Here is a 24,223-nt window from a genome sequence, read left to right as displayed (position 1 = left end):
CACCATTAATGCTTTTTTGTTGGTTTTTAGTTAACTCTTGAGCTCCTAAATTTAAAATTGATTTTTTCATAATATCTTAAAATTAAAATTGATTGATTATCTCAAACATTTAAAGTCAATTGAGATTTTTGACTATCGTTGCAACAATATTTTAATAAATAGCTTGTGCTATTGCTCTATTTTCCTCCTTAATCAGTTCGTTAAAATCATTTAAAAAATATCTTAATTCACTAATTTCATATCCGTCAGGAAATAATTTGTCATTAATAATCTTTACTGGAGTGTAGTTGAAATTGTTTTCTAAACACCAATTGTATTGTAGTTGAATTTGTTTTTCAACATCTGTAGTTATTCCATTTCCACCCCATTTTTTTAGCCAAATTTCCAAACTAAGATTTTCTATATGCCAGTCTGATATTGCCTCTAAAACTTCCTGATTTCTATAATAATTTATAGCTAATAGATTTTGAATCACTAATTGATATGGATTGTCAGAATTATCAGGATTTACATTAAACAATATCTGAAGCTTCATTTTTTCTGGATATTTTTCCAATAAACTAATTGCATCTTGAAAAGCTTTGTGACAATGACCACAACTTGGACTTAAAATCAAGTTCAATTGTATATTTGCTTCTTGATTTCCTATATCTATTCCATGAAGAGTATCAAATAATTGAATTGAGTTTATATCCTTTGACAAAAATTCAAATAATTTAATGTTTCTTTTAAATCGAATAAGTTCGGAAACTTGTTTTTCACTTTTAATTTTTTTCTCAAAAATGGGCTTTATATAAAACCAAATTGCTGAAATAAATACAAGACTAAAAAAATAATAAAAGCTATCATTGTTACTTATTTGAAAATTATTAGAAAGCAAAAAAACAATACTTTGAAGGAAAATTATTGAACCTGTAATTAAACAAAGTGCACACCATTTTTTTAATTTTTGTTTTTGTAACCAAATGGAATATCCAAGAAAAGGAATGGATAAAACACTAACAATTCCAATATAATTAATTGACGAAACAGAAAGAAAAATCGCTACAATATTGATTCCAAAAAACAAAATAGGAAAATCTGAAAAGCTTAACCAACTATTGATTTCACTACTTTTTGATTTTATTACAGAATCGCAAGTTGATTTTAATCCATTACAAATCTTGGAAGCAATCTCATTTGGAACACCAAATTTCTCTTGAATAATAAAAAAACCTATTATTAATCCTATAATAGACGAAAAAAAGAAAAATAATTGATTGCCGTTAAATCCATTTCTAAATACAAAAACACCAAAAATTGACAATCCAAAAAGAATAAGCCACAAATAATTATTACTTTTTGTATTTATTGTTTTTTCTACAACATTTGGTTCAATAGCAACGATAATTCCATCCCAAATAGCAACAAAATCATCTGTAGAAAGGTTAGACTTTACCCCTTTTTCAGTTTCAAAAATTATTTTATCGTTACTTTTTTTAACTAAAACCAATTCCTTTCCATCCTCAATATTAACAAATGCTAAAAAAACATTTGGCAACTCACTCAATTGCAACTTATCAATTCGTGCTGCAATATTTTCAATTGCTAACGAATCTAATGAATCAGTTACGGCAAATAAACTTGGGTAATTTGGATGTGATAAAAACAGTTCTTCAAATTCATTTCTTAAACTTGAATAACCAATTAATGAGATATTCTTTTGTACTAACTTCAACATACTTGTGAAATGTTTTTGGTTTTAACTTTCACAAAATTGACTCAAAAAGAAGTAGAAAATTTAAAAGGAAAATATTATTTATAAAATAAAGGTTCTATAATTTACAAATTAAAGGAGATTTATTATTCTTTAATTCCAATAATATCAGAGTGTTACGGCGATTACATACCGCCAAAGCAAACAAGATTGTTTAAATATGAAAAAGACACATCCAAACGTGTAAATTTGAATAAATAATTAATCAACATAAAACTATGAAAACAAAAAAATTAATCCTTGATGATTTTCAAGAAGAGAAAATTGCTAATTCAAAAATGAAAAAAGTTTTTGGTGGAATAACAGAAGACATGTTAAATCATCAAAATGACGAACCAGATGATTTTGGAATTGGCGATATAGATTGGGGAACAACAGGAACAGGATCAAGCGCAACAAATGGCAATGCTAAACCTTAAACTCAATAAAAAAGAGAGAATTTAAATAAATTCTCTCTTTTTTATTTCATTGATAAATTGAAAAGGTGTTAATCCTGTCTTTTTCTTAAAAGAAATAGTAAAAGAATCTGCATTTTTATAACCTGCGCTTTCAGCAATAGCTTGAGTGCTATATTCTCTAAACTTTTTGTTATTTATTATTTCATTTATAACAAAGTCCAATCTTAACTCATTATAATAAACACTAAATGTTTTTCCATAAACTTTATTAAAAATGTACGACAAATAGGTAGTGTTAGTTTTCAACTTTTTAGCAAGATATTGTTGATTGAATTCTTGTTTTAAGTAAAGTTGTTTTTCGTTTACTAAATTAATTTTCTTTACTATTTCATCCTCTTCCTCACCAGAAATCAGAATTGTTTTTTTATCTATTTCACTATTTTTAATTGTTTCTTCTTTATTACGCTCATTTTTTGATTCCTCTATTAACAAATTTACTTTTGCGATTATTCTTTTTTTATCTCTGTATGTTTTTACTAATAGAAAAACTAATACTAAAACAAATAGTATAATAATACTTTTTAAAATTGTGCCTAAAATAAATTCGCTTCTATATTTTTTTTGAATTGCCAGCATCTCATTTTGAAGTTCTTTGCTACTAATTCTGCTAATCAATTCATTTTTTTTATTTGCTAAGTATTCCGTATTTTTTTCATACTCTTCTGATGCAATTTTAGAATATTTATTTGCCTCATTGAGGTTTCCTAATTCTAAATATATTTTAGCTTGATAGTTATTTGAACCAATATAATTTACTACATGAACTTTATTTTTGTTAGAATGATACAAAGAATCTACTTTTTTAAAATATGCTAATGATTCTAATCGCTTTCTCTTAAAATAATAACAGCAACCAATATTATAGTTAATATTTGCTACTTCTGCTTTATAGTCACCATCATCTTCGTTAATTAAAACAAGTGTTTTTTTTAATAACTTTAAAGCTTTATCATATTCATCTTTTAAAAGAAAATTAATACCAATTGATTTCTCTGCATTTATTCTATTAATTAATGAATATTCTGAATAAAAAATTGCTTTCTCATAGTAAAAAAAAGACGAATCTAAATAATTCTTTTTTGAAACATCATTCTGATATTTTTTTTGAAAATACCAACCTAGATGCAAATTATTTGTGCTTTTATTTGAGTAATATTGTTTTTCATCATACTGATTAATATTTCTATCAATTAGTGAAAGAACCTTTTTAGTTATTTTTATTGCACTATTATATTCCCCAATTTCACTTTTAATTAAGGCTTTATTACCCATGAACTTTATAATCTGAAATGTATCTTTAATCTCTTCTGATATTTTTTCTCCTTTTTCAAAACAATCTAATGATTTTAAATAATTGTTTCTTTTCCATTCAGACAGACCTTCAAAATTTATTAAGTAGGATTGTATTTTTAGTTTTTCTATAGAGTTTTTTTCTTTATTTAGAAAAAAAACTGCTTTAGCATAATTTTTTTTTGATTGAATTGAATCACCTTTTATTTGAAAAATATATGATTTAATACCTAGTGCAAAAGCTTTATGAAGATATTTATTTGATTTTTCAATTTTATCAGCAAGAATATAAGAACTATCAATATTTGCATTTATAAGTCTTCTTGACTCTTCTTGAAGTGAATAGTACTCTTTATCTGATAATACTTTACCATTTTGTGAAAAAGCAAGAACGTTAGAAAATAAAACAACTAGTATTAATAATTTGCGCATTGTATGTAAATAATAAGAATAGTGAAAACTCTTGTGGGTTTAAAAATACACAAAAACTGACACAAACTATATATTTAATTTTAAAAAACAATTAACTCAAACAAGGCTTTACTATTATAAATAAAGTAATTTCACAAATGTTTAATACTAAAAAAACTGTCTGAAAATTTTCAGACAGTTCAAAATTTTAACTTAACAAAATAATTAATAACAAATACAATAACCATTTTTACCGATTACTCCTCCAGTTACACCACAAATAAATCTACATTCGCGACTACCGGATCCATTAATGTTTTTTAGCTCACTTTTAGTAAGCTTTTGAGCTCCAACTAAATTTAAAATTGATTTTTTCATGATATTAAAAATTAATAATTCTGTTAAACAGAAATAATTATACAAAACTTACATTTATGGTCTCTCTATTGGAGTTCCAAAACATTCCTCAACAGTATAATATTTTCTGCATGCCGGATCTGCGCAATTTTTTGCTTGCATACAATAATTTTGAGCACCTCCATTAACTTCTTTTTGCTCACTTTTAGTAAGTTTTTGAGCTCCAACTAAATTTAAAATTGATTTTTTCATAATATTAAAAATTAATAATTCTCTTAAACAGAAATAATTACACAAAACTTACATTTATGGTCTCTCTATTGGTGTTCCAAAACAAGCCTCAACAGTAAAATATTTCCAACATTGAGGATATGCACAAGCGTCTGGTCTTTGACACAATGGAATTGCTCCTCCGTTAACTTCTTTCTGCTCATTTTTTGTTAACTCTTGAACTCCTTTTAATTTTAAAATTGATTTTTTCATAATTAATAAAATTTAATGGTTGATTAATTTTTCAACAATTTAAAGTCAATTGAAAATTTTGACTATTTAATTTATTACTTATATTTGAATACAAGCACTACCTGTTTTACATCCAACTCTTGTACAACAATATCCAACAGGACAACCATCTATTGCACAACGATGAATTCCACCTTGAATTGATTTTTGTTCGTTTTTAGTAAGCTCTTGGATTCCAATTAAACCTAAAATTGATTTTTTCATAATTATAAATTATTTTGGACATCCACTACATCCAGGAAAACAAATATAACCACACTTTGGAATCGCTCCGCCTTTTACTACTTTTTGCTCATTTTTTGTTAATTCTTTAACTCCTTCTAATTTTAAAATTGATTTTTTCATAATACTATATTTAATGGTTAATTAATTTTTTAAATAAATTTTGATGACTTGAATTTTAGCAGTAACCACTAATACATCTACATCCACATTTACCATAACACTCATATCCTGCCGGACATCTTCCTTCACAAGGACAAGCACCTCCTAAAACTGATTTTTGTTCCTGAGCATTTAACTCTTTTGCTCCTTTTAAACTTAAAATTGATTTTTTCATAAATAAATAAAATTTAATGGTTGATTAAAATTTCTCAATACTATTTTAAGACATTTGAGATTTATGTCTGTTTATTGATATTTACCTTGAATAATAAATTAAAGACAAATTGTACCGTTTAAACAACATCCACATTTACCAACACAATAATAACCTGTTGCGCATCTTCCTCTACAAAGACATCCTCCACCAGAAATCGACTTTTGCTCATTAGATCCTAATTCTTTAGCTCCTTTTAAACTTAAAATTGTTTTTTTCATGATTAAAATTAATTGTTGATTAAATTCTCTCAAACATTTTAAGTCAACTGAGAGATTTGACTCAAAATGAAATTAATTAAACAAGTTAATTGGTTTTAATTCTTGATCTTCAATATCAGAAATGAAGAATTTTAATTCCTCCATTTCATATTCACTAGAAAACTCTCTATCATTAACTATTTTTACTGGAGTATAATTAAATTCGTTTTGACTACACCATTCATATTGTGCCAGTAAATCTTCGTCAATCTCTATATCAATGAATTTCTGTTCCCACTTAAATAACCATTCTGATAAATGCATCTTTTTTATATGCCAATCAGATATTGCTTCAATACAATTTTCAGGATTAGAACTGTTAATTTGCATTAAATTTCTAGCAATTTCTAGATATGGATTGTCTTTGTTTTCAGGATTTAGATTATAGAAAATTGAAAGACTTACTTTCTCTTTGTTTGAATTATATAATTTAATAGCGTCTTCAAATGCTGTATGACAATGACCACAACTTGGGCTTAACGCTAATGAAATACTAATTGGGTTTTCTTTATCTCCAATTTCAATAGTGGAAAAAATAGCAGCTTTTATTGGGACTTTTAACGGTTTTTGAAGCAAATCAAACACTTTAAAATTGCGTTTAAACCTTTTTAATTCTTTATTTGTTTTCTGTAGATCAACATTGCTTTCTATATAATGTTTTATAAAAAACCATAATGCACTTACAATAGTTATTGAAATAAAAAATGTAGTAATATTATAATTGAATTTGGTGTCATTACTTAAAAAAAATACGGCTTGAAAAATTAAAATTGAAGAAATTGACAAACAAAGAATACACCATTTTTTAAGTTTTACTTTCTGCAACCAGATTGAATAAAATACTATTGGAATTGAAAATAAACTTAAGCCATTAATAATTGAATGAGAAGTTGAATCGAGCAACATTGAAAGAGCCGATGTACTGAAAAAAATAATTGGTAAGTCGGAAAAATCGATCAGATTATTAATTTTTGCTCCTGTAGAATTGATAACAGACTCGCAAGAAGTAGTCTCATTAAATGAGCATAATTTAGATATACTTGCTTGACCACTACCTAGTTTTTCTTGTATTATAAAAACACTAAAAACAAAACCAATTGTGTATAGAAAAAAACTAATATTAGGTAAAATTGAAAATTCAGTTCCTTGTTTTAAAAAAAACAACCCAAAAAGCCCTAATGCTACTACTATTGTTTTATTTAATGTAGCATTTGTCTTTTTATCGTTTACTTTATTTGGTTCAATTGCAATGACAACACCATTCCATATTTCATTAAATGAACTAACAGAAAGAACTTGCTTCTTATTATCTTCAAAGGTTATGCTTATTTTGTCCTTATTTTGTTCTACTAAAGCTAAGTCCAAACCTTTTTCTTCATCATAAACATAACCCAGAAAACAATCAGGCAATTCTTCTAATTGATCTTTTGGAACATTAGCAGCTACATTTTCAATTTTTAGAATGCTTAATGTATCAGTTATAGCAAATAAACTTGGGTAATTTGGATGTGATTCATAATTATCTTTAAATTCGTTATAAAGACTTGAAAACTTATGAATCGACAAAAACTTGTTAAATATTACTGACATTATATATAAATTTATGAATTGAAAGTTTCGACTTCTCTTCCACAAATTTTATAATAAAAATCACTAGTTAAAACAATGAAATTAGATATTTTATAAATTATAACATAGACAATTTATAAAATATCTAATTTCAAAACACCTTGTAAAGCCTTATTTTTATTGAGTTTTTTTTTAATAACCTTTTATGAACTTTAAAATTTAATTAGCCAAAACAATTATGATTAATTTTGAGTTATAACAAATTACCAATTTAAAAACCAAATTAATTATGAAAATCAAAAAATTATCCGTGAGTTTATTTAAACATGATGAATTAAACAGAAAACAGTTAAACACCATATATGGTGGAGGTACAACAGGTGGAGGAAATTCCCAAACGGCGGGAAGTGGAAGTGGTGGAGGAAAAGATGATAAGGATGATGAAAGTTCTACTGCTCCTAGAAGTTAATTTTATCTTCAATATTTTTAATAAACTGAGCAGGCGTTAAGCCTGTTCTTTTATTAAAGGACTTTGTAAATGAAACATTATTTTTAAAACCAACACTCTCTGCAATTGCTTGTGTAGAATATTTTCTGTAGGTTGGGTTATTCAGCATTTCATTTATTGCGTAATTTATTTTTAATTCATTAGAGTATTCACTAAATGTTTTATCATAATATTTATTTACAATAACTGAAATATATGTAGTGTTTGTTTTTAGCTTTTTTGAAACAAAAGCTTGTGAAAAATCTTGTCTTAGAAAATAGTTCTTTTTTTCTAAATCTTTAAGTTTTTCTAACAGTTCTTTTTCTTTTTCTTCACTAATTGATATTGCGCTTGGCTTAATAAGTTTTTTTAAATCTGCAACATTAAAATCAGTTAGTTTAACATTATTAGATTTGAATTCATCAAACAAAAGTTGAGTTTTATTTTTTATTTTAATATTTCTCCATAAAAAATAAACAATTATTAAAGCAAATAAAATGGAAATAACTAAAATAATATTTCTAAAAAGAATTTTGCGTTCCGATTGAGTTATAATTTTTGAAATTTCTTCTTTTACATTTTCATTATTTCTGAGAAAGTTAACTTTAGCTATCTCGTTATTTTCTTTAAATTCGTTTTTTTCAAAATTATTTAAATAAATTTTTGAGTGATATAATGCTTTTTCATTATCTCCAATGGAATCATAAATTTTAGCTTGGAAATAATTTGATTTTATATAATTTATTGGAGAAATTTTACTTCTTAGATATATGGAATCTGTCTTTTTAAAATAAATTAATGCTTTTAAATAATCTTTTTTATAATAATACAAATCTCCAATATTATAAATTATATCAAAATATTCATTTTCAAATTTCTTATCCTTTGAAATTGACAAAGCTGATACAAGTAGCAATTCGGCCTTATCATATTTTCCTTTAAAATGATAAATACTTGCTAAATTTCTTTGAGCAATAAATTTATTTTCATGTATTTTTTTTGAAAACACAATACACTTTTGAAAATATACTTCAGATGAGTCTAAAAACTCTATAAACTTAGTATCTTCAACGTACTTCTTAAAAAAATAATTACCTATGTTTAAATTAATTAAACTCTTGTTTAGCTTTAAACTTTCATCATCATAGAGTAATGAATTTTTATCTATAAACTTATTTGATTGTTTTGTGATTTTGATTGCATTGTCAAAGTCGCCGGTATCTGCATACAACAAAGCAATATTTGTATTTAAAGTTATAACTAGTGCTTTTTCATTAATTAAATTTGCTAATTCTTTTGCTTTGAAATAAGATTTTAATGCTTCTGAAAAATTTTTTCTCTTCCATTCTGTCAATCCTTTATAATTTAAAATCAAAGCTTTAGTTCTAGTTTTTTCATAAGAGTCACTAGATTTATTTATAAGTTCATTAGCTAAAACATAATTTTTATTAGATTGAATTGTATCATTTTTTTTTTGATATAAATACGATTTTATGCCTTTAGCAAATGCCTTATGAATATTATTAGAAGATTTTTCTATTTTATTTGCATAATAAAAAGAACTATCAACACTATTGTTAATATTTAGTCTAGCTCTTGCTTGTAATTTTTTATAGTCACTATCAGATATCTCATTTTCTTGTTGAGAAAAGGATATAGCATTTGTAAGTAATAAAATAACAATAAAATAATTACGCATAAATTTAATTAACTGATTTCAATAACTAAATTCTTCTAATAATCTAAATACCAATTAAATATATCACAACGAACTCCTACAGAAAACCACGTAGTACTTTCTTTAAAATCGGTTAGATTTTCGGTTGATGGATTGAAGTTTCTGTAGATTACACTTCCAAAAAGTTTTAGGTTTGTGGCAGGATTAATTAAATATCCAGCTTGCATATCGGCTATGAAAACATTGGTTTTGTTTCCTTGTCCTATTTCAACTCCAGTATTAGCAAATCTTTCTTCGTCATAATCTCTGTAAATATTACTTCCATAATTTGAATTTGCACCAGAATTAGCAAAATCTAATCCTCGTTTTCCAATGGTTACTTTAGCATCTGCAAAATATCTTCCTTTGTTGTAACGAGCAATTGCTATAAATTCTCTAAAATTTCCACCCCATTGATGTCCTAAACTTTGATTGTTGTGACCATAATTAGTGATAATTTCGCTATGCGCATACACATAAGGACGAACATGGTTATATTCTGCTTGAAGCAATAAATTTTTAATATTAAACGCATTATAATATTTTGCTCCAAGTTGATATCCAAATTTATTTTTCCATGATTTTTCACCTGATTTCATATCTCCAAGAGAAAATTCATCTAATAGAAATTGCCCGTAAAAATTGATTTGATTGTTCCATTTATATTTTCCTGTCAATCCTAAAAGTGCATTTCCGCTTCGTGAAGAAGATGAAAATTCTACTGCTCGATAAAAAATAATTGGATTAACAAAACTCATATCAAAACCTCTGTCATTTTGATTGCTCCAAACCACAGATTCAAAAAATCCTAAATTGAATTTTTTAGTTACATTCCAACTCAAGTAGTGATTGGCAACATATTTTGTTGCATACGTTCGATCGATTGTTACTGCATCACGAACATCTTTCATCCACATATAAGTATTAGTATATTTTATCTTCCAAAAAGTGGTATTTATTTTAAAAAAAGGATATGGACTTGCACCATCACTCAAAAGTAATGAACGATATCCATCACCAAGGAAATTTCTACCATAACCCAATTGCAAGTCGAAAAATTTATTTGGAGCAAAAGTTAAATTGGCTTCTGCTAAAGGAAAATCGTAAGCATCAGTTTTAAATTCTTTTGCTATTCCTATTCCTGGAATAATTGCTGGATTTCCTCCTGCTGGCGCAATGGATTCAGCATATCTATTGAAATAATCCGCAAATCGTCCTTGACTTTCGTAAATTGTTGTTGTAAAATTTATTTGTTTGCCTAAACCTCCACGAGCTTGAAGTCCACGTGTGTTTACATAAGTATATTTTGCCTCACTTGGATCACTTTTCCCAAATTGTAAATCAAAAATTGGGTTCAATGTAAACCAATAATCCTCACCTTGAATTTGAACCATACTCTCATTCCATAACTTTTTTCCCCACCAAGTGGTTTTGTTTTTCATTAATTTTGAGTTGGCATCTACTAAATTATAATACTTAGAAACTTCTGAAAAAGTGTATGGTTTTGAAACGGTATGATTATTTGCTCCAACTTGATTCATTGCAGCATCAAATTGGGAATAATAACTATGAGACAGCGGAATGCTTAAATGTGATTTAAATTGAGGATTTTGAAATTTATTATACTTTAAACTATCAATTTCTGTCAATTCCTTTTCAGTATTTCCTTTTGTTGATGAGATACTATTTTTTGAAGGAGTTAATTCTAAAAAAGGAATCTCGGCAGGATTTTGCAATGGTATTGGAATTCGAATCGAATACTTAGAATACGTTGTATTTCCTGCATAGGTTGATGGTTTAATTTTAGGTAATTTTGAAAAAACTCGTTTACTTTCTGCAACTAAGCTTTCGTCATTTGCATCAACATATTGTACTTTAAAATTACCATTTTCATTAACCTCAAAAAGTACAACAACTACCGTTTTTGCGCTTTTTAAATTTTCAGGAACTTGGAAATTATTATATACAAATGTTTGTACTTCATTGTAAAAACAAATTTCTAATTCTTTTGATTGCTTTCCTTCACAGTTAGGAAAAACAGGAAATTGCTCACTTAATTTATTTTGAGAATTTGCAACAAAAGACCAAAATACTAAAAATACAATTGCAATTTTTTTATACATTTTCATAGGATAAAATTAATAATCACTATTTGATTCTGCCCCATTTGCAATTGCTTTTGCAGCAGAAGTTCCAATTCTTTTTACACCAAGATTAATCATTTGCACTGCTTCTTCATATGTTCGAACTCCGCCTGCAGCTTTTACAGGAAGTGGCGAGCTATTTTCAAGCATTATTATAATCGATGGAACAGTAGCGCCATTTGGTAAATTATTTTCAGTTTTAAAGAATCCTGTTGATGATTTTACAAAAACGGATTGATAGTTTTCTTCTTTAAAATTAGCAATCACAACATTTTTAATGAGTGTTGACAATTGAATTATTTGCATATCTGTTAAAGCAACAACTTCAATAATCCATTTTACAATTTTATGATGGTCTAAACCTAGTTTTGTTCCTTCTAGAATTTCCTTTTTAACTAAATCTATTTCACCCTTTTTAAAAGCTTCATAATTGCAAACATAATCTAAATCATCTGCGCCATCAATTATTGCTTTATTGGCTTCTATTAACTTATCTTCAAGTGATTTTGTGCCTTCGTGAAAACCAATTACAGTTCCTATGGTAACTTTTGAATTAGCATCATTAATCATTTTTCTGGCCATAGCAACCATATCAGGACGAATCATGATAAGTTTGAATCCTTCATCAATAGCTTCTTGAACAAAACCTTTTACGATTTCTTTATTTTCTTCAACAGTCAATCCTGCTTGTTCAGCCGTTTTCAAATAAGTAGAATCAAGATATTGTTTGATTTTCATTCTATTAAAAATAAATATTTATGGTAAAATTAAAAAAAACCCACTAATGTGAGATTCTTAATGTGTTTTATTTTGAAAATATATTTTCGTGGTAATTAATCCTATAATTGCACCAGTAGAATTAGCTAAAACATCTATCGCATCTGCTGTTCTTTCAGTTGTAAATATTCCTTGAAAAATTTCCATTAAAACCCCATAGCCAATTGCAGTAAACAAAATCACAATTGCTTTTTTAGGATGAAACATTTTAAAGTCAATGTATAAATTCCAAAGTATTACAAATAAAAAATAAAAGACAAAATGAACCATTTTGTCTTTATTTGGAATTTTAATTTCACTACCAATAGAAGAATCAAATGTTATTAAACTTAAAACAGTTATAACAATTGTCCACAGAGTGGCAAGTAAGAGAAATGTTTTTTTATTAAGCACCAATTAAACTTGCGTAAGCTTCGCTATCTAATAATTCATCATATTGAGAAACATCAGCTACTTTTACTTTAATCATCCAGCCTTTTCCATAAGGATCAGAATTTACATTTTCTGGATTTCTTTCAAGGTCTTCGTTGAATTCAATAATTTCACCTGCTAAAGGTAAAAACAAATCTGAAACTGTTTTTACTGCTTCAACAGTTCCAAAAACTTCATCTTTTTCTAAAGTTTGATCAAGTGTTTCAACTTCAACATAAACAATATCTCCAAGTTCGCTTTGAGCAAAATGAGTAATTCCTACTGTAGCAACATCTCCATCAAGAGAAACCCATTCGTGATCTTTTGTGTATTTTAAGTTAGCTGGTATCATTCTGATAATAGTTAGTTAGTTTGTTAATTTTATTTTCATGCCAAATGTAGGGCTTCTTATTTTATTTTAAAAATGATTTTTATCACAATTTTAATTAGTTCCCAAAGTTGTATCGCAATGTAAATCCACTTCTTATGTTTGTCAATGGGAAAGAGGTTGAAATTACAGCTTTAGAAAATGAATGATCGTAAAAGAAAATTGCTGTTAGGTTTTTACTAAAAGAATAATCAGCCGTCAATTTTGCAGACCAAATATTTTGTCCTCCACCTAATTGATTGTTATCATAATCTAAATAACGTACAATAGTTTTATTATTTCTATAAGAGAAATCAACTTTCATATTGATGTCACTTTTAATAATTCCTTGAGAGTTATCTGCATATTGCGAATTTAGAATTACATCTTTAATTCTGTATCCAAGACCAACGATATATTCTAATCCGTTAACTTCTGTCAGCAAATTATTGTCAAAACTCATCGAAAGTACTCTATCTTTTTTCATTTCCGCATTAAATCTGAAAGAGTTTTTTAATTCAAAATCAACTTTTACTAACGGACTAAAATGCTCTTCTAAGTTAATATTTCCAATAATTAATTTATTGTTGACATTTCCACCTGTATCAAGTCCTGTTGGGTTTTGATCGTATTCAAAATTAGAACGGAACGAATTAATAGTGTACATTGCTTTATAACCATGATTGATAGAAAACTTTTTGAAGTTATCCTTAAAGAATTTATAACGCATCAATCCGGTATATTTTATTGTCCAGTTAGGAATTGGAACATTTCTGAAAGCTTTCAATGAAATATCTTTAGCAGAATCATTAGCTCCAAAAGTATATAAACCAGTGTAAGCTGATAATAAAGATGGAATTAATACTGCTTGACTGTTTTTTCCAAATCCAACAGGATAACCTTCAGCATCTCTTGCAAAAAGTGAGTTTCCATAATATTGTGTGGCTAATCTATCTGCAACAATAATTCTATTACCTCTAAAATCATTAAACGCAGAAGAATAATTTTCATCACTTTGTTTGAAAGCAGATTTTAACATAACGGTAGAAATAGCAAAATTTCCAGTATTATAGGGCGATCTTGAGTTATATGTCCCATCAGAACTCACATCATATTGCTCAGAGAAATTATCTGCGTAAATTCTATTTGCGGTAAAATTAACTGTAAAATCAGGGAACAAAATCATCTCTGCATTAAAATTCAATGATTTATTAGTTACTTGAGAGAAATTTTGATTAAAATCTTGATAGTTAGTTAACCAACCATTTTGCGCCGCAAGAAAACGAACATCATCTTGACTTCCAAAAGCAAATCCTAAAGTTGGTTTTGCAGTTCCAAAGAATCCAATTCCTGGAGTATATCCTGGAAGAATTGTTCCTTTATTTTCTGTATAATCAATAGTTATATTTTTTACACTTGTTAAAACACCAATCAATCCATCCATGAACACACCTCTTTCTTTTTGAACTTGAGGTTTAACTGCTACCACTTTTTCTCCAGGTTTTGGTGCTACAGTTGGTTTTGGTGTTGGTTTTTTACCTTTAGTAAGCCCTAAATATTTGTAAAGCGTTTCCATAGTAAATTTAGTATTCAATCTGTGTGAAGCCGCATTTTGAATAGTATTTCCTAAATTATATGTTATTCCGCCTGATTCTACTTCTTGCATGGCTAAAGAAGCTCTTTGCCAGCTATAATCTCCCGTATAAGTATAGTTTGAATTAATAAAGCTTAAAAAAGGAATTTTATTAATTGGTAAAGCATAATTCACTACTAATTGTTGATTGTGCTGATTTGCCGAACCTGGATTCCAATAATCTGTCCAAATGTTATAACTATTATCAGGTTCATTATTTTCATCAAGATAATTTCTAACAATATTATTTGACGAAGCGGTGAAATTAAGTTTTAATTCTTTTGTTAGATTATAATTGAATCCATATTGATAATTAAACAAAAAGTTTCTTCTGTATAATTTTTCAAGACCTATTCCTTCAACATCAACTAATCTAAATTGTTGTTCATTATATTGACGGTTAATATTTGTGCTGAAAGAAATATTTGATGGTAAATAGTTAAAATTAAAATCACTCAATAATTTCCAATAGCTACTCTTTTTGAATGCTTTTACTTTTTTGAAAGGTTCAACTGCTTTTGGTTTGAAAGCAAAAGTATAATCGGCAGCAGTATTCACTTGTTGATCAATATAGTCTTCTATTTCATAGTTGTGACGATCAACTTGATTGTATGAATAAGAAAGTGTTAAATTTTCTGGATCATAAAAACGTTGTTTTTGCTCAGGACTTCTTTCTTTTTTTACACCAATAAAATTGATGCTTTTTCTTTTTGTATAATCAATAGCACGATTTTCAATATTTCTTCTTTCAGCAGCATCAGTTGTATTATCAAGTAGTTGATCTAAACGAATATCTTGATTAAACGGATCATATTCTGGTGTAATGATTTCTTCTCCAACAGAATAGTTGAATGGTAAATTAATTCCCCATTTTTTTGGAAGTAATTTTCCTAAACTTAAATTGGTTACAATATTATACTGCTTAATATCTTCTCGACTTCTCTCGTTTGGACCTTGTTCTAAAGAACCAAAACCAATAGTACTCATTCTACCTGTTGAAGAAATTGTTGCAAAATCTGCAAAATTAGCATCAACATTTAAAACAGCTGCCATTCCACCTTTATTATCCATTTCTGCTAAACGAAGCTCATTGAACCAAACTTCACCCGAAATTTCTCTAGGATTTAAAGGATGTTCTGTTGTATTTAAAACATCGGTTTGATTTTTAATACCAACCATTAAAGTTCGAACTAAACCAAAGTTTGGGTTTCCTTTGATACCAAGACGCAACTTATTAGGTTTACTTGCCGCAGATGGTTCTAAATCCTCTTCATTTTGATAATAAACACCATCTAAAGGTAATGTTGAAGGATCAATTCCCATGGCTTGAATTTTTAACTTCGTTAATAACGCCAATGTCAAATCAATTTCATTTTCCTCAGGCCAAACCTCTTCTGCACTAGAGGAAGCATTTTGAAGTGTTTTCTTTAAAGGAATTTCAACTTGATAATAGTTGTTAATAAAGTCATTTCCGAAACGAATAAAAGCTACCATCTCATTATCTTCCAATGAAGGTTCATCAGCTGGCAATGCTTCAGCATGTAAAAACATTTTCAATTTATTGAACTGACGCATATCAACACTTACATTTTTAAACACCGCACGAGAATCTCCAGCTTCTAAACCTGTACCTCTCAATGAAAGTGATTGTTCGTTTTGATTAATCAAAGTGTTGTTTTGATAATTTTGTTCACGCACTACACCTGGAGGCGTTACATAAGGTATTGGTGTTCTATCACCATTTTCTTGAATATTAACCGCTTGAACATCAAAAGTTGTATCGTCATCAGAAATATTAGTATCATTATAATCTAAATAACTTGTGTAACGACGCCATTCGCCACGAACTAAATCTAATGCTCCAAAACGAACTGTTAGAGGTTGTTGAAATCCAGTCATGAACATTCTCATGAAACGAATTGTTCTAAAATCTGAAATTCCACCAATTACATTTTCAGGTTCAGAAACTGGAATTTTAAATTGAATCCATCTAGCTTGAGTAGTTGAACCATTTGGTAATGTAACGGTTGTTGGTCTAATGTCTGTAATATAATTTTGACCTGTTGTTGCAAGACTAGAAGGACTAATATCAATGCTGTATTCATAATAAGCATTGATAGTATTCATAGTATTATCTCTATTGATGTCTTCAACATCTGGAACTGTTGTTGATCCTCTATTAGTATCAGTAACTTCAATTGGAGAATTTCCTTGAAGACCATTATAATTTCTATATCTATCAATTACGTTTCCACTTGCTTGAAGAAAGTATTGATAATTATCTGCTGCTGGATCAGGTTGAGCATAAAATGCAGGATTAACATCTGGTAACGTTCTTTCCTGATCATCGTTAAAACCATCAAGTCCAACATCTTGAACAGCTCTGTTGGCACCACTAGTATCAAAAGCATAAATCAAAGATTGTGAACCTGGCACTTGTCCCCAAATAGTTGAAGAAGTAGGTGTTGTTGATCCAGCTTCTGGCAATCCATTTTCATATTGCTTTCTTCCGTCTTTTAGAATATCTTCAGAAATTTCTCCAAGATTAAAATAAATTTTACCCGCATTTCCACCATCAATTGCGCCATTTCCAACATAAGGATCTAAAATCCAAAATTGCATGAACTCTACATTTCCTTGCTCAAAATTGGTTGAATTTATTGGTCGTGTTATCCCACCAAAATTTTCAGTTGGATTTGGCAAATCATTTGTTGTAGCCGCTGCTGGATTAAAATTATATGGTCCACGTTCTGTAGGGAAATAACTTAAATTTAAAGTATTTATCACTTGAGATTGTCCTTGAACAATATCAGTTTCTGGATACAACTCTGAACTAAAAATTCTTCTAGTAGTATTTAAAGACAAATCATCATCTGTGATTCCTGCTGGACGTTGTGTATAGAATGTTGGATCAATATTATACCAAGCTAATCTTGCTCTTTTATGACCATATTCTAAACCTGATGAAGTTGCACCAAAATCTAAATAATCACTATCTGAATTTCTTTCAGGTGTTGAAGACAAATACCATGATAATGGCGAACGCATATCAATTGTAGTTTGCGAACCTTCGAAATCGTCAACATAAATAGTTGATTCACCTTCAAACTGGTCTGCTTTTGGTGTATCTGGTTTTAGGAATGCAATTTCACCTCGAACGGATATATTTGATGGAACATCAGTATCCATATTAGGAAGTTTATTCACTAATCGAGTTAAGAATGGAACTTCGGTAGAATAATTTAAATTGGCACCAAAAATAGTATTGTTTACCGATTCTTGACCATAGTTTGATTTTTGTGTGAATGGTCTTTCAGTCATTTTTAAAAACGTAGCGCCAACTTGGAATTTATCTGAAAATTTATGTTCCACATTAACACCAAAAAAACGTCTTGTTTGTTGTCCAAAAACCGAATTGTTTTCAACAGAAACTTCAATTGGTGTATTTGAAGCTTGTAAAGAAGGATCAAGAATTTGAACTCTTCCTGCTTGATAATTTACACTATAATCTACACCTTCAACAAGAACTCTTCCGCCTGCTGTTACCACAACAGAACCTTTAGGAACGTTAAAAGCTCCAATAGGAATTCCATCACCACCTGAAGATTTATATTTACCTCTTAAAAGGAATTTATTTTTTTCACTTTCCTGCAAAGCTGCTGCTTGTGTACTAGCATACATTGTTCGGAAAACATATTTTTTTTGATTTTCATTATAATCAGCAATAGAGTTTGGATCTCCTTGATAATTTTCTGAAGCTGTAGTTCTTAACTTTTCAAATAAATGTTTTCCAAAAGGTTCTACTGTTGTAAAAATCAATCTACCATTTTGTTGGTCAACTGTTATACCTGGAGCATTTGGTTGAGTAACACCTGAACTTGGATTACTTGGCTGACTACTTATCGTAGAAGCACTGGTTAAAAAGTCAAAAAAACCATCACCTCCAGCTTGCGGATCGTTATTATAATTTAATCTATCAAGATTGAATACTCTTAAAAGTGGTGTTTCTGCTACATCTGCTGGAAGCGGCGTTGTTCCTGCTGGAGTAATATAATTTAACGGAGACGGATCAGTATAAAGAATATTAAATCTAAAATCTTCTTGTTGTAAATTATAACCACCTTGAATTTGATAAATGTTTTTCATCATCAAATTCCAAACTGGTTTTTGAACATTGGTTAAATTACTTTTCAATAATTTTAAAATCAATGTTTGCGTTTCTGGAACTCCTGAAGGGTTAACTTCTGTTGCCGTTGCACCATCAGTTCCAAATTCTCCTACTTGATACACTTCGTCTCCAATGGTATATTGATAAGCCACCGCAAGAACTTCGTCGTTTGCTAAACGTTGTTGCAGGGAAACATAACCAAGTTGCGGATGATAAGTATATTCATTTGGACTTAATTTTCTTGCATTTTCAAGTTTTGAATAATCAATTCCTTCACTTACTGTAGTATTAAAACCTGAACTTGAAGTTACAATTTCTCTAATATCACCATTCAATAAACCTGTTGTTCCGATGAGTGCTGGATCGTATTGGTTATTTTTATTATCCGACGGAACATTTCCATCATTATCTGGCGGTGTTTCTGTTGGATTAAAAATAAAGAATGTAGGTGGAATTGGGTCAATTGCAACAAGTTGGTTATTAGACAAACCTGTATATGTTGATTCTCCTAAATCTTGAAGTGCAATAATATTTCTTAAATTATTATTAGTTGTACTAACACGATTTTGTCTGTTTGTTACCCAAACTTCAAGACGAGTAATTTGGATTCTACTATCAATATTAGGATAATTTCTTAGCGAATTATCATACTTGTTTCTAAAATATTGTGATAGGAAAAAGTGTCTGTCTGAATCATAATCTAAAGCAAACAATTCAAAATTTTCAATCGTTCCTCCACCTTGCGAAGTAACACTTTTTGTTTGTGATTTTTGTTCAGAGAAAACTCCTGTAAAAGTTGTTTTACCAAATTGTAATTGTGCTTTCACACCAAATAAACTTTGTGCTCCACGAATCAATGAGCTATTTAATGGCATGCTTACATTTCCAATTTCTAATTTTTGAAGAATAGAATCTTCTCCACCACCAACTGTTGGGTCGTATTCTAATTTAATTAAATTTTGGAAAGCAAAAGTAGATTGTGTGTCATAGTTAGCATTTACATTTAAACGAGTTCCTACTTTTCCTTGTAAACTCATGCTAATTCTTTGATCAAAATCAAAGGTTGTGGTAGATCTATTTCTTGGTGAAAAAGACGGATTGTCTTGTTTTGTATAACGAACACCTAAATCCATTTCAACTGAACCTGTAGGTTTTACATCTATAGTATTTCCCCCAAAAACGGTTTCAAAAAAACTTGAATTTACATAATATCTTGGTAATAAGTTTCTTTTTGCTTCTTCAGTTCCTTCTTTTTTACCATCAATGGCATCTGATTTTTCTTTGAAATATTTTTTAATTGATTCACGTAAAACCAGTTGTTCGTATTCTTTTGGTGTTAAAATTATTGGATAATTAATATTAAAACCATCAAAAGTACTTGAAAAAATATATTTATCCGTAACAGGATCATACTTGTAAGCATCAACTATACTTGGTGGATTTCCTAATTTAATTTTACCTAAATCACTTCCTTTTGGTATTGTATCATTTTCATCTACTTGAGAAAAAGAGTTCCAACTTGAAAAAAGAAGCAATAATAAAATACTAACTCTAAATGCTGATTGCATATATTTTTGGTAATGTGTTTTCAAAAATTATAAATTTTTTAATGCTTGCTTGATAATCACTTCAACCGTTGCATCTGGATTTTGACTGATTACTTTATCGACGATTTTCTCGGAAGCTTTTCTAATAAAACCTAAAACCTCCAAAGCAGATAACGCTTCATCTCGATTTGTATTGTTTTGAGAGATAGAAACTTCGTCTAAATCGTAAATTTTTAACACTTTATCCTTTAAATCGAGGATTGCTCTTTGTGCTGTTTTGCCACCAATTCCTTTAATTGATTGAATTGTTGCTACATCGCCACTTGCTAATGCTTGAATAATTTGTCTTGGTTCAAGAGACGAAAGCATCGTTCTTGCTATTCCTGCTCCAATTCCTGAAACGGTTAAAAGCATTTTAAATATTTCTTTTTCAGATTTTTCTACAAATCCATACAAAGAATGTGAATCTTCTTTGATAATCAGATGTGTAAATAGTTTTATAAAATCTGTTGAAGGCAAAAGCGAATACGTGTGCAAAGAAATATTTATATGATAACCAACACCATTACAGTCGATTACAACTTCTGTTGGTGTTTTTTCAACTAATTTTCCTTGTATGTGAGCAATCATAAGTATTAATTAAACCATTCAAATATAGCAAAAAAGTTGAATTACAAAATTTTAGTATATCCAAAGTGGCATTTACATTGACTTTTATTTTTTTTCTGCTTTTGGTTTTCTTTGTTTTTCCTGTGCATCAACAACGGCTACAGCAGACATATTTACCATTTCTTCCACGCTTGCACCTAATTGAAAAATATGAACTGGTTTATCCATTCCCATAACAATTGGTCCAATAGAATCTACTTTGTATAATTCTTTTAGTAATTTATAGGTAATATTTGCTGATTCAAGATTTGGGAAAACCAAGGTATTTACTTTTTTTCCTGCAAGTTTAGAAAATGGAAATTTCTTTTGAAGCATTTCAGGATTTAATGCAAAATCGGTTTGAATTTCTCCATCAACAATTAAATCGGGATAATAATGATGCAAATAAGCTACTGCTTCTCTTACTTTATTAGCACTTTCATAATTTGACGAACCAAAATTTGAGAACGAAACCATTGCAATTACTGGCTCCATTCCAAACATTCTAACTGTTTTTGCAGTCATTAAAGCAATTTTTGCTAAATCGTCTGCTGTTGGATTTGGGTTGATGGCAGTATCAGATAAAAACATAGGTCCGCGATTAGTCATCATCATATTAGTTGAAGCAATTAGGGAAATTCCTGGAGCTTTTCCAACTAACTGAATTAATGGCTTCACAACTGATGGATAACTTCTTGAATAACCTGAAACCATTGCATCTGCATCGCCTTCATTGACCATCATGGCAGCAAAATAATTTCTTTCTCGCATCCATTTTTGAGCATCAAGAAGCGAAATTCCTTTTCTTCTTCTTTCTTTCCAAAAAATATCAGCATATTTCAATCTGCGATTATCTTCTTCTTTTGTCTTTGGATCAAAAATAGGTACATCGGCATCAAAACCAATTTCCTCTTTCAATTCCAAAATATCTTCTCTTCTTCCTAGTAAAATTGGGAAACCAATTCCTTCCTCATGAACAATTTGAGCCGCTTTTAATACATCCAATTGATCTGCTTCGGCAAAAACAATTCGTTTTGGTTCTGTTTTTGCACGATTTGTCAATAAACGCACCATTTTATTATCAGAACCCATTCGTTCTAATAATTCTTCTTCATATTTCTCCCAATCGGTAATTGGGTTTAAAGCTACACCACTTTCCATTGCTGCTTTGGCAACAGCAGGTGGAACTTTTGTAATCAATCTTGGATCGAATGGTTTTGGAATAATATAATCGGTACCAAAATTTAATTTGGTTTCACCATAAGCAATATTCACTTGTTCAGGAACATTCTCTTTGGCTAATTCTGCTAAAGCAACAACAGCTGCTTTTTTCATTTCCTCGTTAATTTTTGTTGCTCTAACATCTAAAGCCCCACGGAAAATATAAGGAAAACCAAGAACATTATTTACTTGATTAGGATGATCTGAACGACCAGTAGCCATAATGATATCCTTTCTAGTTTTTATTGCAATATCGTATTTTATCTCAGGATTTGGATTTGCCATAGCGAAAACAATTGGGTTTTCTGCCATTGAAATCAGCATTTCCGGAGTTACAATATCACCTGTAGAAAGACCTACAAAAACATCAGCACCAACCATAGCATCGGCTAAGGAATCATAATTTTTATCGGTAGCATATTTTCTTTGGTTTTCAGAAATAGAAGGATCATCTTTTCTCAAAGCACCTTTGCTATTGAACATTACAACATTATCCTCATTTACACCAAAGGAAACATATAAATTTGCACAAGCAATAGCTGCCGAACCTGCTCCTGAAATGACCATTTTTACCTCACTCATTTTCTTTCCAGCTAATTCTACTGCGTTGAGCAAAGCTGCCGAAGAAATAATTGCCGTTCCATGTTGGTCATCATGCATTACAGGAATATTCAATTCTTCCACCAAACGTCTTTCTATTTCAAAAGATTCTGGAGCTTTAATGTCTTCTAGGTTTATACCACCAAAAGTTGGCGCAATATTTTTTACGGTTTCAATAAATGCATCAACATCTTTTGTATCGACTTCAATGTCGAAAACATCAATTCCTGCAAAGATTTTGAACAGCAGACCTTTTCCTTCCATTACTGGTTTTGAAGCTTCTGGACCAATATCGCCAAGACCCAAAACCGCAGTTCCGTTGGAAATTACGGCTACAAGATTACCTTTTGCGGTATATTTATAAACATTATTTACATCTTTAGCAATTTCTAAACAAGGCTCAGCTACACCTGGTGAATAGGCAAGTGATAAATCTCTTTGAGTGGCATATTTTTTTGTAGGAACTACTTCAATTTTACCTGGAGTTGGTTTTGCGTGATATAAAAGTGCTTCTCTACGTTTATTGTCTTTGTGCATTTTATTTTCTTTTTATTCTGACTTACAAAGGTAGCAGTATCAACTTAAAAAGGAAACTTTTATTGATTTTCTTTTGAGAAATTTTAGATCGGAAATTAGTAAAAAGTTTGACGTATTTTTTATTAAAAAAATTTATACAAAATGATGAAAGATTTGTGGAGTTTTTCATAAAAACTCTTTGCTAGAGTTAGTTTTCAAATCAAGTAATAAAACAATCTTCAATATTCCATAAAATCTAGGATTTCACAACTAATAAAATAATTAATTATTTTTTCGGAAATTAGAAAATAATCACCTTCTATGTTTAATAATTCATTAGTTTTTTCAAACTTTTTTACTATTTCATCACTTAAATTATTTGTAATTAAGAAAAAATGATAATTTTCCAACAGCAATTGTTCTACATGCTTTAATATCACTGAAAAACTACCAAAATTTCTTGACATACTACTAATATTAATAGAACATTGAGGTTTATCTATTTTTACAAGAACTTCTTCCCAAAACAACTCAGAATAACCATAATTTTTCATTTCGCCATCATACTCAATAAAAAAATTATCATGAATATAAATATTCCCTCCTTTTATATTTAATTCTTTACAAATTGAAAATTCATTATTTATCAACGAGCAAAATTTAACCTCTTTATTAAAATTTAAATCAGAAAAAAACTTACTTTTCCTTGATATTTTTTTACAACATACAATTAGAGTTAAATTGAAACCTGACATTTTGTTTATTT

Annotated in this window: 21 protein-coding genes; 2 read left to right on the top strand and 19 right to left on the bottom strand. The window is 29.0% G+C overall.

What is annotated here, in order from left to right; genetic code table 11:
* Nucleotides 1–151 precede the first annotated feature (151 nt).
* Nucleotides 152–1,720: a vitamin K epoxide reductase family protein gene (locus tag Q0049_RS09915; RefSeq protein ID WP_298119271.1), complete on the bottom strand. Its 1,569-nt coding sequence runs from the start codon at nt 1,718–1,720 to the stop codon at nt 152–154.
* Between the two features lie 254 nt (nt 1,721–1,974).
* On the opposite strand from Q0049_RS09915, the gene Q0049_RS09910 reads away from it, so the two are divergent.
* Entirely contained in the window at nt 1,975–2,175 is a 201-nt protein-coding gene (locus Q0049_RS09910) for a hypothetical protein (RefSeq protein ID WP_298119269.1), read from the top strand.
* Nucleotides 2,176–2,196: 21 nt separating this feature from the next.
* On the opposite strand, the gene Q0049_RS09905 is transcribed toward Q0049_RS09910, so the two are convergent.
* The 9 genes from Q0049_RS09905 to Q0049_RS09865 all read right to left on the bottom strand — a co-directional run bounded on the left by Q0049_RS09905 (nt 2,197) and on the right by Q0049_RS09865 (nt 7,242).
* Entirely contained in the window at nt 2,197–3,936 is a 1,740-nt protein-coding gene (locus Q0049_RS09905; protein WP_298119267.1) for an AraC family transcriptional regulator, read from the bottom strand.
* 204 nt (nt 3,937–4,140) lie between these two features.
* Nucleotides 4,141–4,293 carry a hypothetical protein gene (locus tag Q0049_RS09900; RefSeq protein ID WP_298119265.1) on the bottom strand — a complete coding sequence of 51 codons (153 nt, stop codon included), beginning with the start codon at nt 4,291–4,293 and terminating at the stop codon, nt 4,141–4,143.
* Nucleotides 4,294–4,347: 54 nt separating this feature from the next.
* Complete coding sequence (locus Q0049_RS09895) at nt 4,348–4,524, bottom strand: hypothetical protein (protein ID WP_298119263.1); 177 nt, start codon at nt 4,522–4,524, stop codon at nt 4,348–4,350.
* Between the two features lie 54 nt (nt 4,525–4,578).
* Entirely contained in the window at nt 4,579–4,755 is a 177-nt protein-coding gene (locus Q0049_RS09890) for a hypothetical protein (protein WP_298119261.1), read from the bottom strand.
* Between the two features lie 78 nt (nt 4,756–4,833).
* Nucleotides 4,834–4,998: a hypothetical protein gene (locus tag Q0049_RS09885; protein WP_298119259.1), complete on the bottom strand. Its 165-nt coding sequence runs from the start codon at nt 4,996–4,998 to the stop codon at nt 4,834–4,836.
* Between the two features lie 9 nt (nt 4,999–5,007).
* Nucleotides 5,008–5,139, bottom strand: a complete 132-nt coding sequence (locus tag Q0049_RS09880; protein WP_298119257.1) for a hypothetical protein — start codon at nt 5,137–5,139, stop codon at nt 5,008–5,010.
* Between the two features lie 55 nt (nt 5,140–5,194).
* Nucleotides 5,195–5,353 carry a hypothetical protein gene (locus Q0049_RS09875; protein WP_298119255.1) on the bottom strand — a complete coding sequence of 53 codons (159 nt, stop codon included), beginning with the start codon at nt 5,351–5,353 and terminating at the stop codon, nt 5,195–5,197.
* Nucleotides 5,354–5,451: 98 nt separating this feature from the next.
* Nucleotides 5,452–5,613, bottom strand: a complete 162-nt coding sequence (locus Q0049_RS09870; protein WP_298119253.1) for a hypothetical protein — start codon at nt 5,611–5,613, stop codon at nt 5,452–5,454.
* A 72-nt stretch (nt 5,614–5,685) separates the two neighbouring features.
* The gene (locus Q0049_RS09865) at nt 5,686–7,242 is read right to left on the bottom strand and encodes a vitamin K epoxide reductase family protein (RefSeq protein ID WP_298119251.1); all 1,557 of its coding nucleotides are present in this window, start codon (nt 7,240–7,242) and stop codon (nt 5,686–5,688) included.
* Nucleotides 7,243–7,510: 268 nt separating this feature from the next.
* Here Q0049_RS09865 and Q0049_RS09860 point away from each other — a divergent pair, with 268 nt between their 5' ends.
* Nucleotides 7,511–7,690, top strand: coding sequence for a TIGR04149 family rSAM-modified RiPP (locus Q0049_RS09860; protein ID WP_298119250.1), 180 nt, complete (start codon nt 7,511–7,513; stop codon nt 7,688–7,690).
* Here the strand turns inward: Q0049_RS09860 and Q0049_RS09855 are convergent.
* The 9 genes from Q0049_RS09855 to Q0049_RS09815 form a co-directional block, all read right to left on the bottom strand.
* Nucleotides 7,680–9,407 (bottom strand): AraC family transcriptional regulator, encoded by a 1,728-nt coding sequence (locus tag Q0049_RS09855; protein WP_298119249.1) that lies wholly within the window; start codon nt 9,405–9,407, stop codon nt 7,680–7,682. The two genes, Q0049_RS09860 and Q0049_RS09855, sit on opposite strands and share 11 nt — an antisense overlap.
* A gap of 35 nt (nt 9,408–9,442) precedes the next feature.
* On the bottom strand, nt 9,443–11,548 hold the full coding sequence (locus Q0049_RS09850; RefSeq protein WP_298119247.1) for a gliding motility protein RemB: 2,106 nt from the start codon (nt 11,546–11,548) through the stop codon (nt 9,443–9,445).
* A 15-nt stretch (nt 11,549–11,563) separates the two neighbouring features.
* Nucleotides 11,564–12,307, bottom strand: coding sequence for a deoxyribose-phosphate aldolase (gene deoC, locus Q0049_RS09845; protein ID WP_298119246.1), 744 nt, complete (start codon nt 12,305–12,307; stop codon nt 11,564–11,566).
* Between the two features lie 57 nt (nt 12,308–12,364).
* Entirely contained in the window at nt 12,365–12,739 is a 375-nt protein-coding gene (locus Q0049_RS09840; RefSeq protein ID WP_298119244.1) for a VanZ family protein, read from the bottom strand.
* A complete protein-coding gene (gene gcvH / locus Q0049_RS09835) occupies nt 12,732–13,109 on the bottom strand; it encodes a glycine cleavage system protein GcvH (RefSeq protein WP_298119242.1) in 378 nt (125 codons plus the stop codon). The genes Q0049_RS09840 and gcvH overlap by 8 nt, the downstream gene beginning before the upstream one ends.
* Nucleotides 13,110–13,203: 94 nt before the next feature.
* Nucleotides 13,204–20,493, bottom strand: coding sequence for a cell surface protein SprA (gene sprA / locus Q0049_RS09830; RefSeq protein ID WP_298119274.1), 7,290 nt, complete (start codon nt 20,491–20,493; stop codon nt 13,204–13,206).
* Nucleotides 20,494–20,520: 27 nt separating this feature from the next.
* Nucleotides 20,521–21,102, bottom strand: coding sequence for a Holliday junction branch migration protein RuvA (gene ruvA, locus Q0049_RS09825; RefSeq protein WP_298119241.1), 582 nt, complete (start codon nt 21,100–21,102; stop codon nt 20,521–20,523).
* 84 nt (nt 21,103–21,186) lie between these two features.
* Nucleotides 21,187–23,478, bottom strand: coding sequence for an NADP-dependent malic enzyme (locus tag Q0049_RS09820; protein ID WP_298119239.1), 2,292 nt, complete (start codon nt 23,476–23,478; stop codon nt 21,187–21,189).
* A 218-nt stretch (nt 23,479–23,696) separates the two neighbouring features.
* Nucleotides 23,697–24,212 (bottom strand): hypothetical protein, encoded by a 516-nt coding sequence (locus Q0049_RS09815; protein ID WP_298119237.1) that lies wholly within the window; start codon nt 24,210–24,212, stop codon nt 23,697–23,699.
* Nucleotides 24,213–24,223 lie beyond the last annotated feature (11 nt).

This window comes from Flavobacterium sp., from assembly GCF_027484205.1.
Classification (GTDB): Bacteria; Bacteroidota; Bacteroidia; order Flavobacteriales; family Flavobacteriaceae; genus Flavobacterium.
This window is presented reverse-complemented; position numbering and strand designations above follow the sequence as displayed.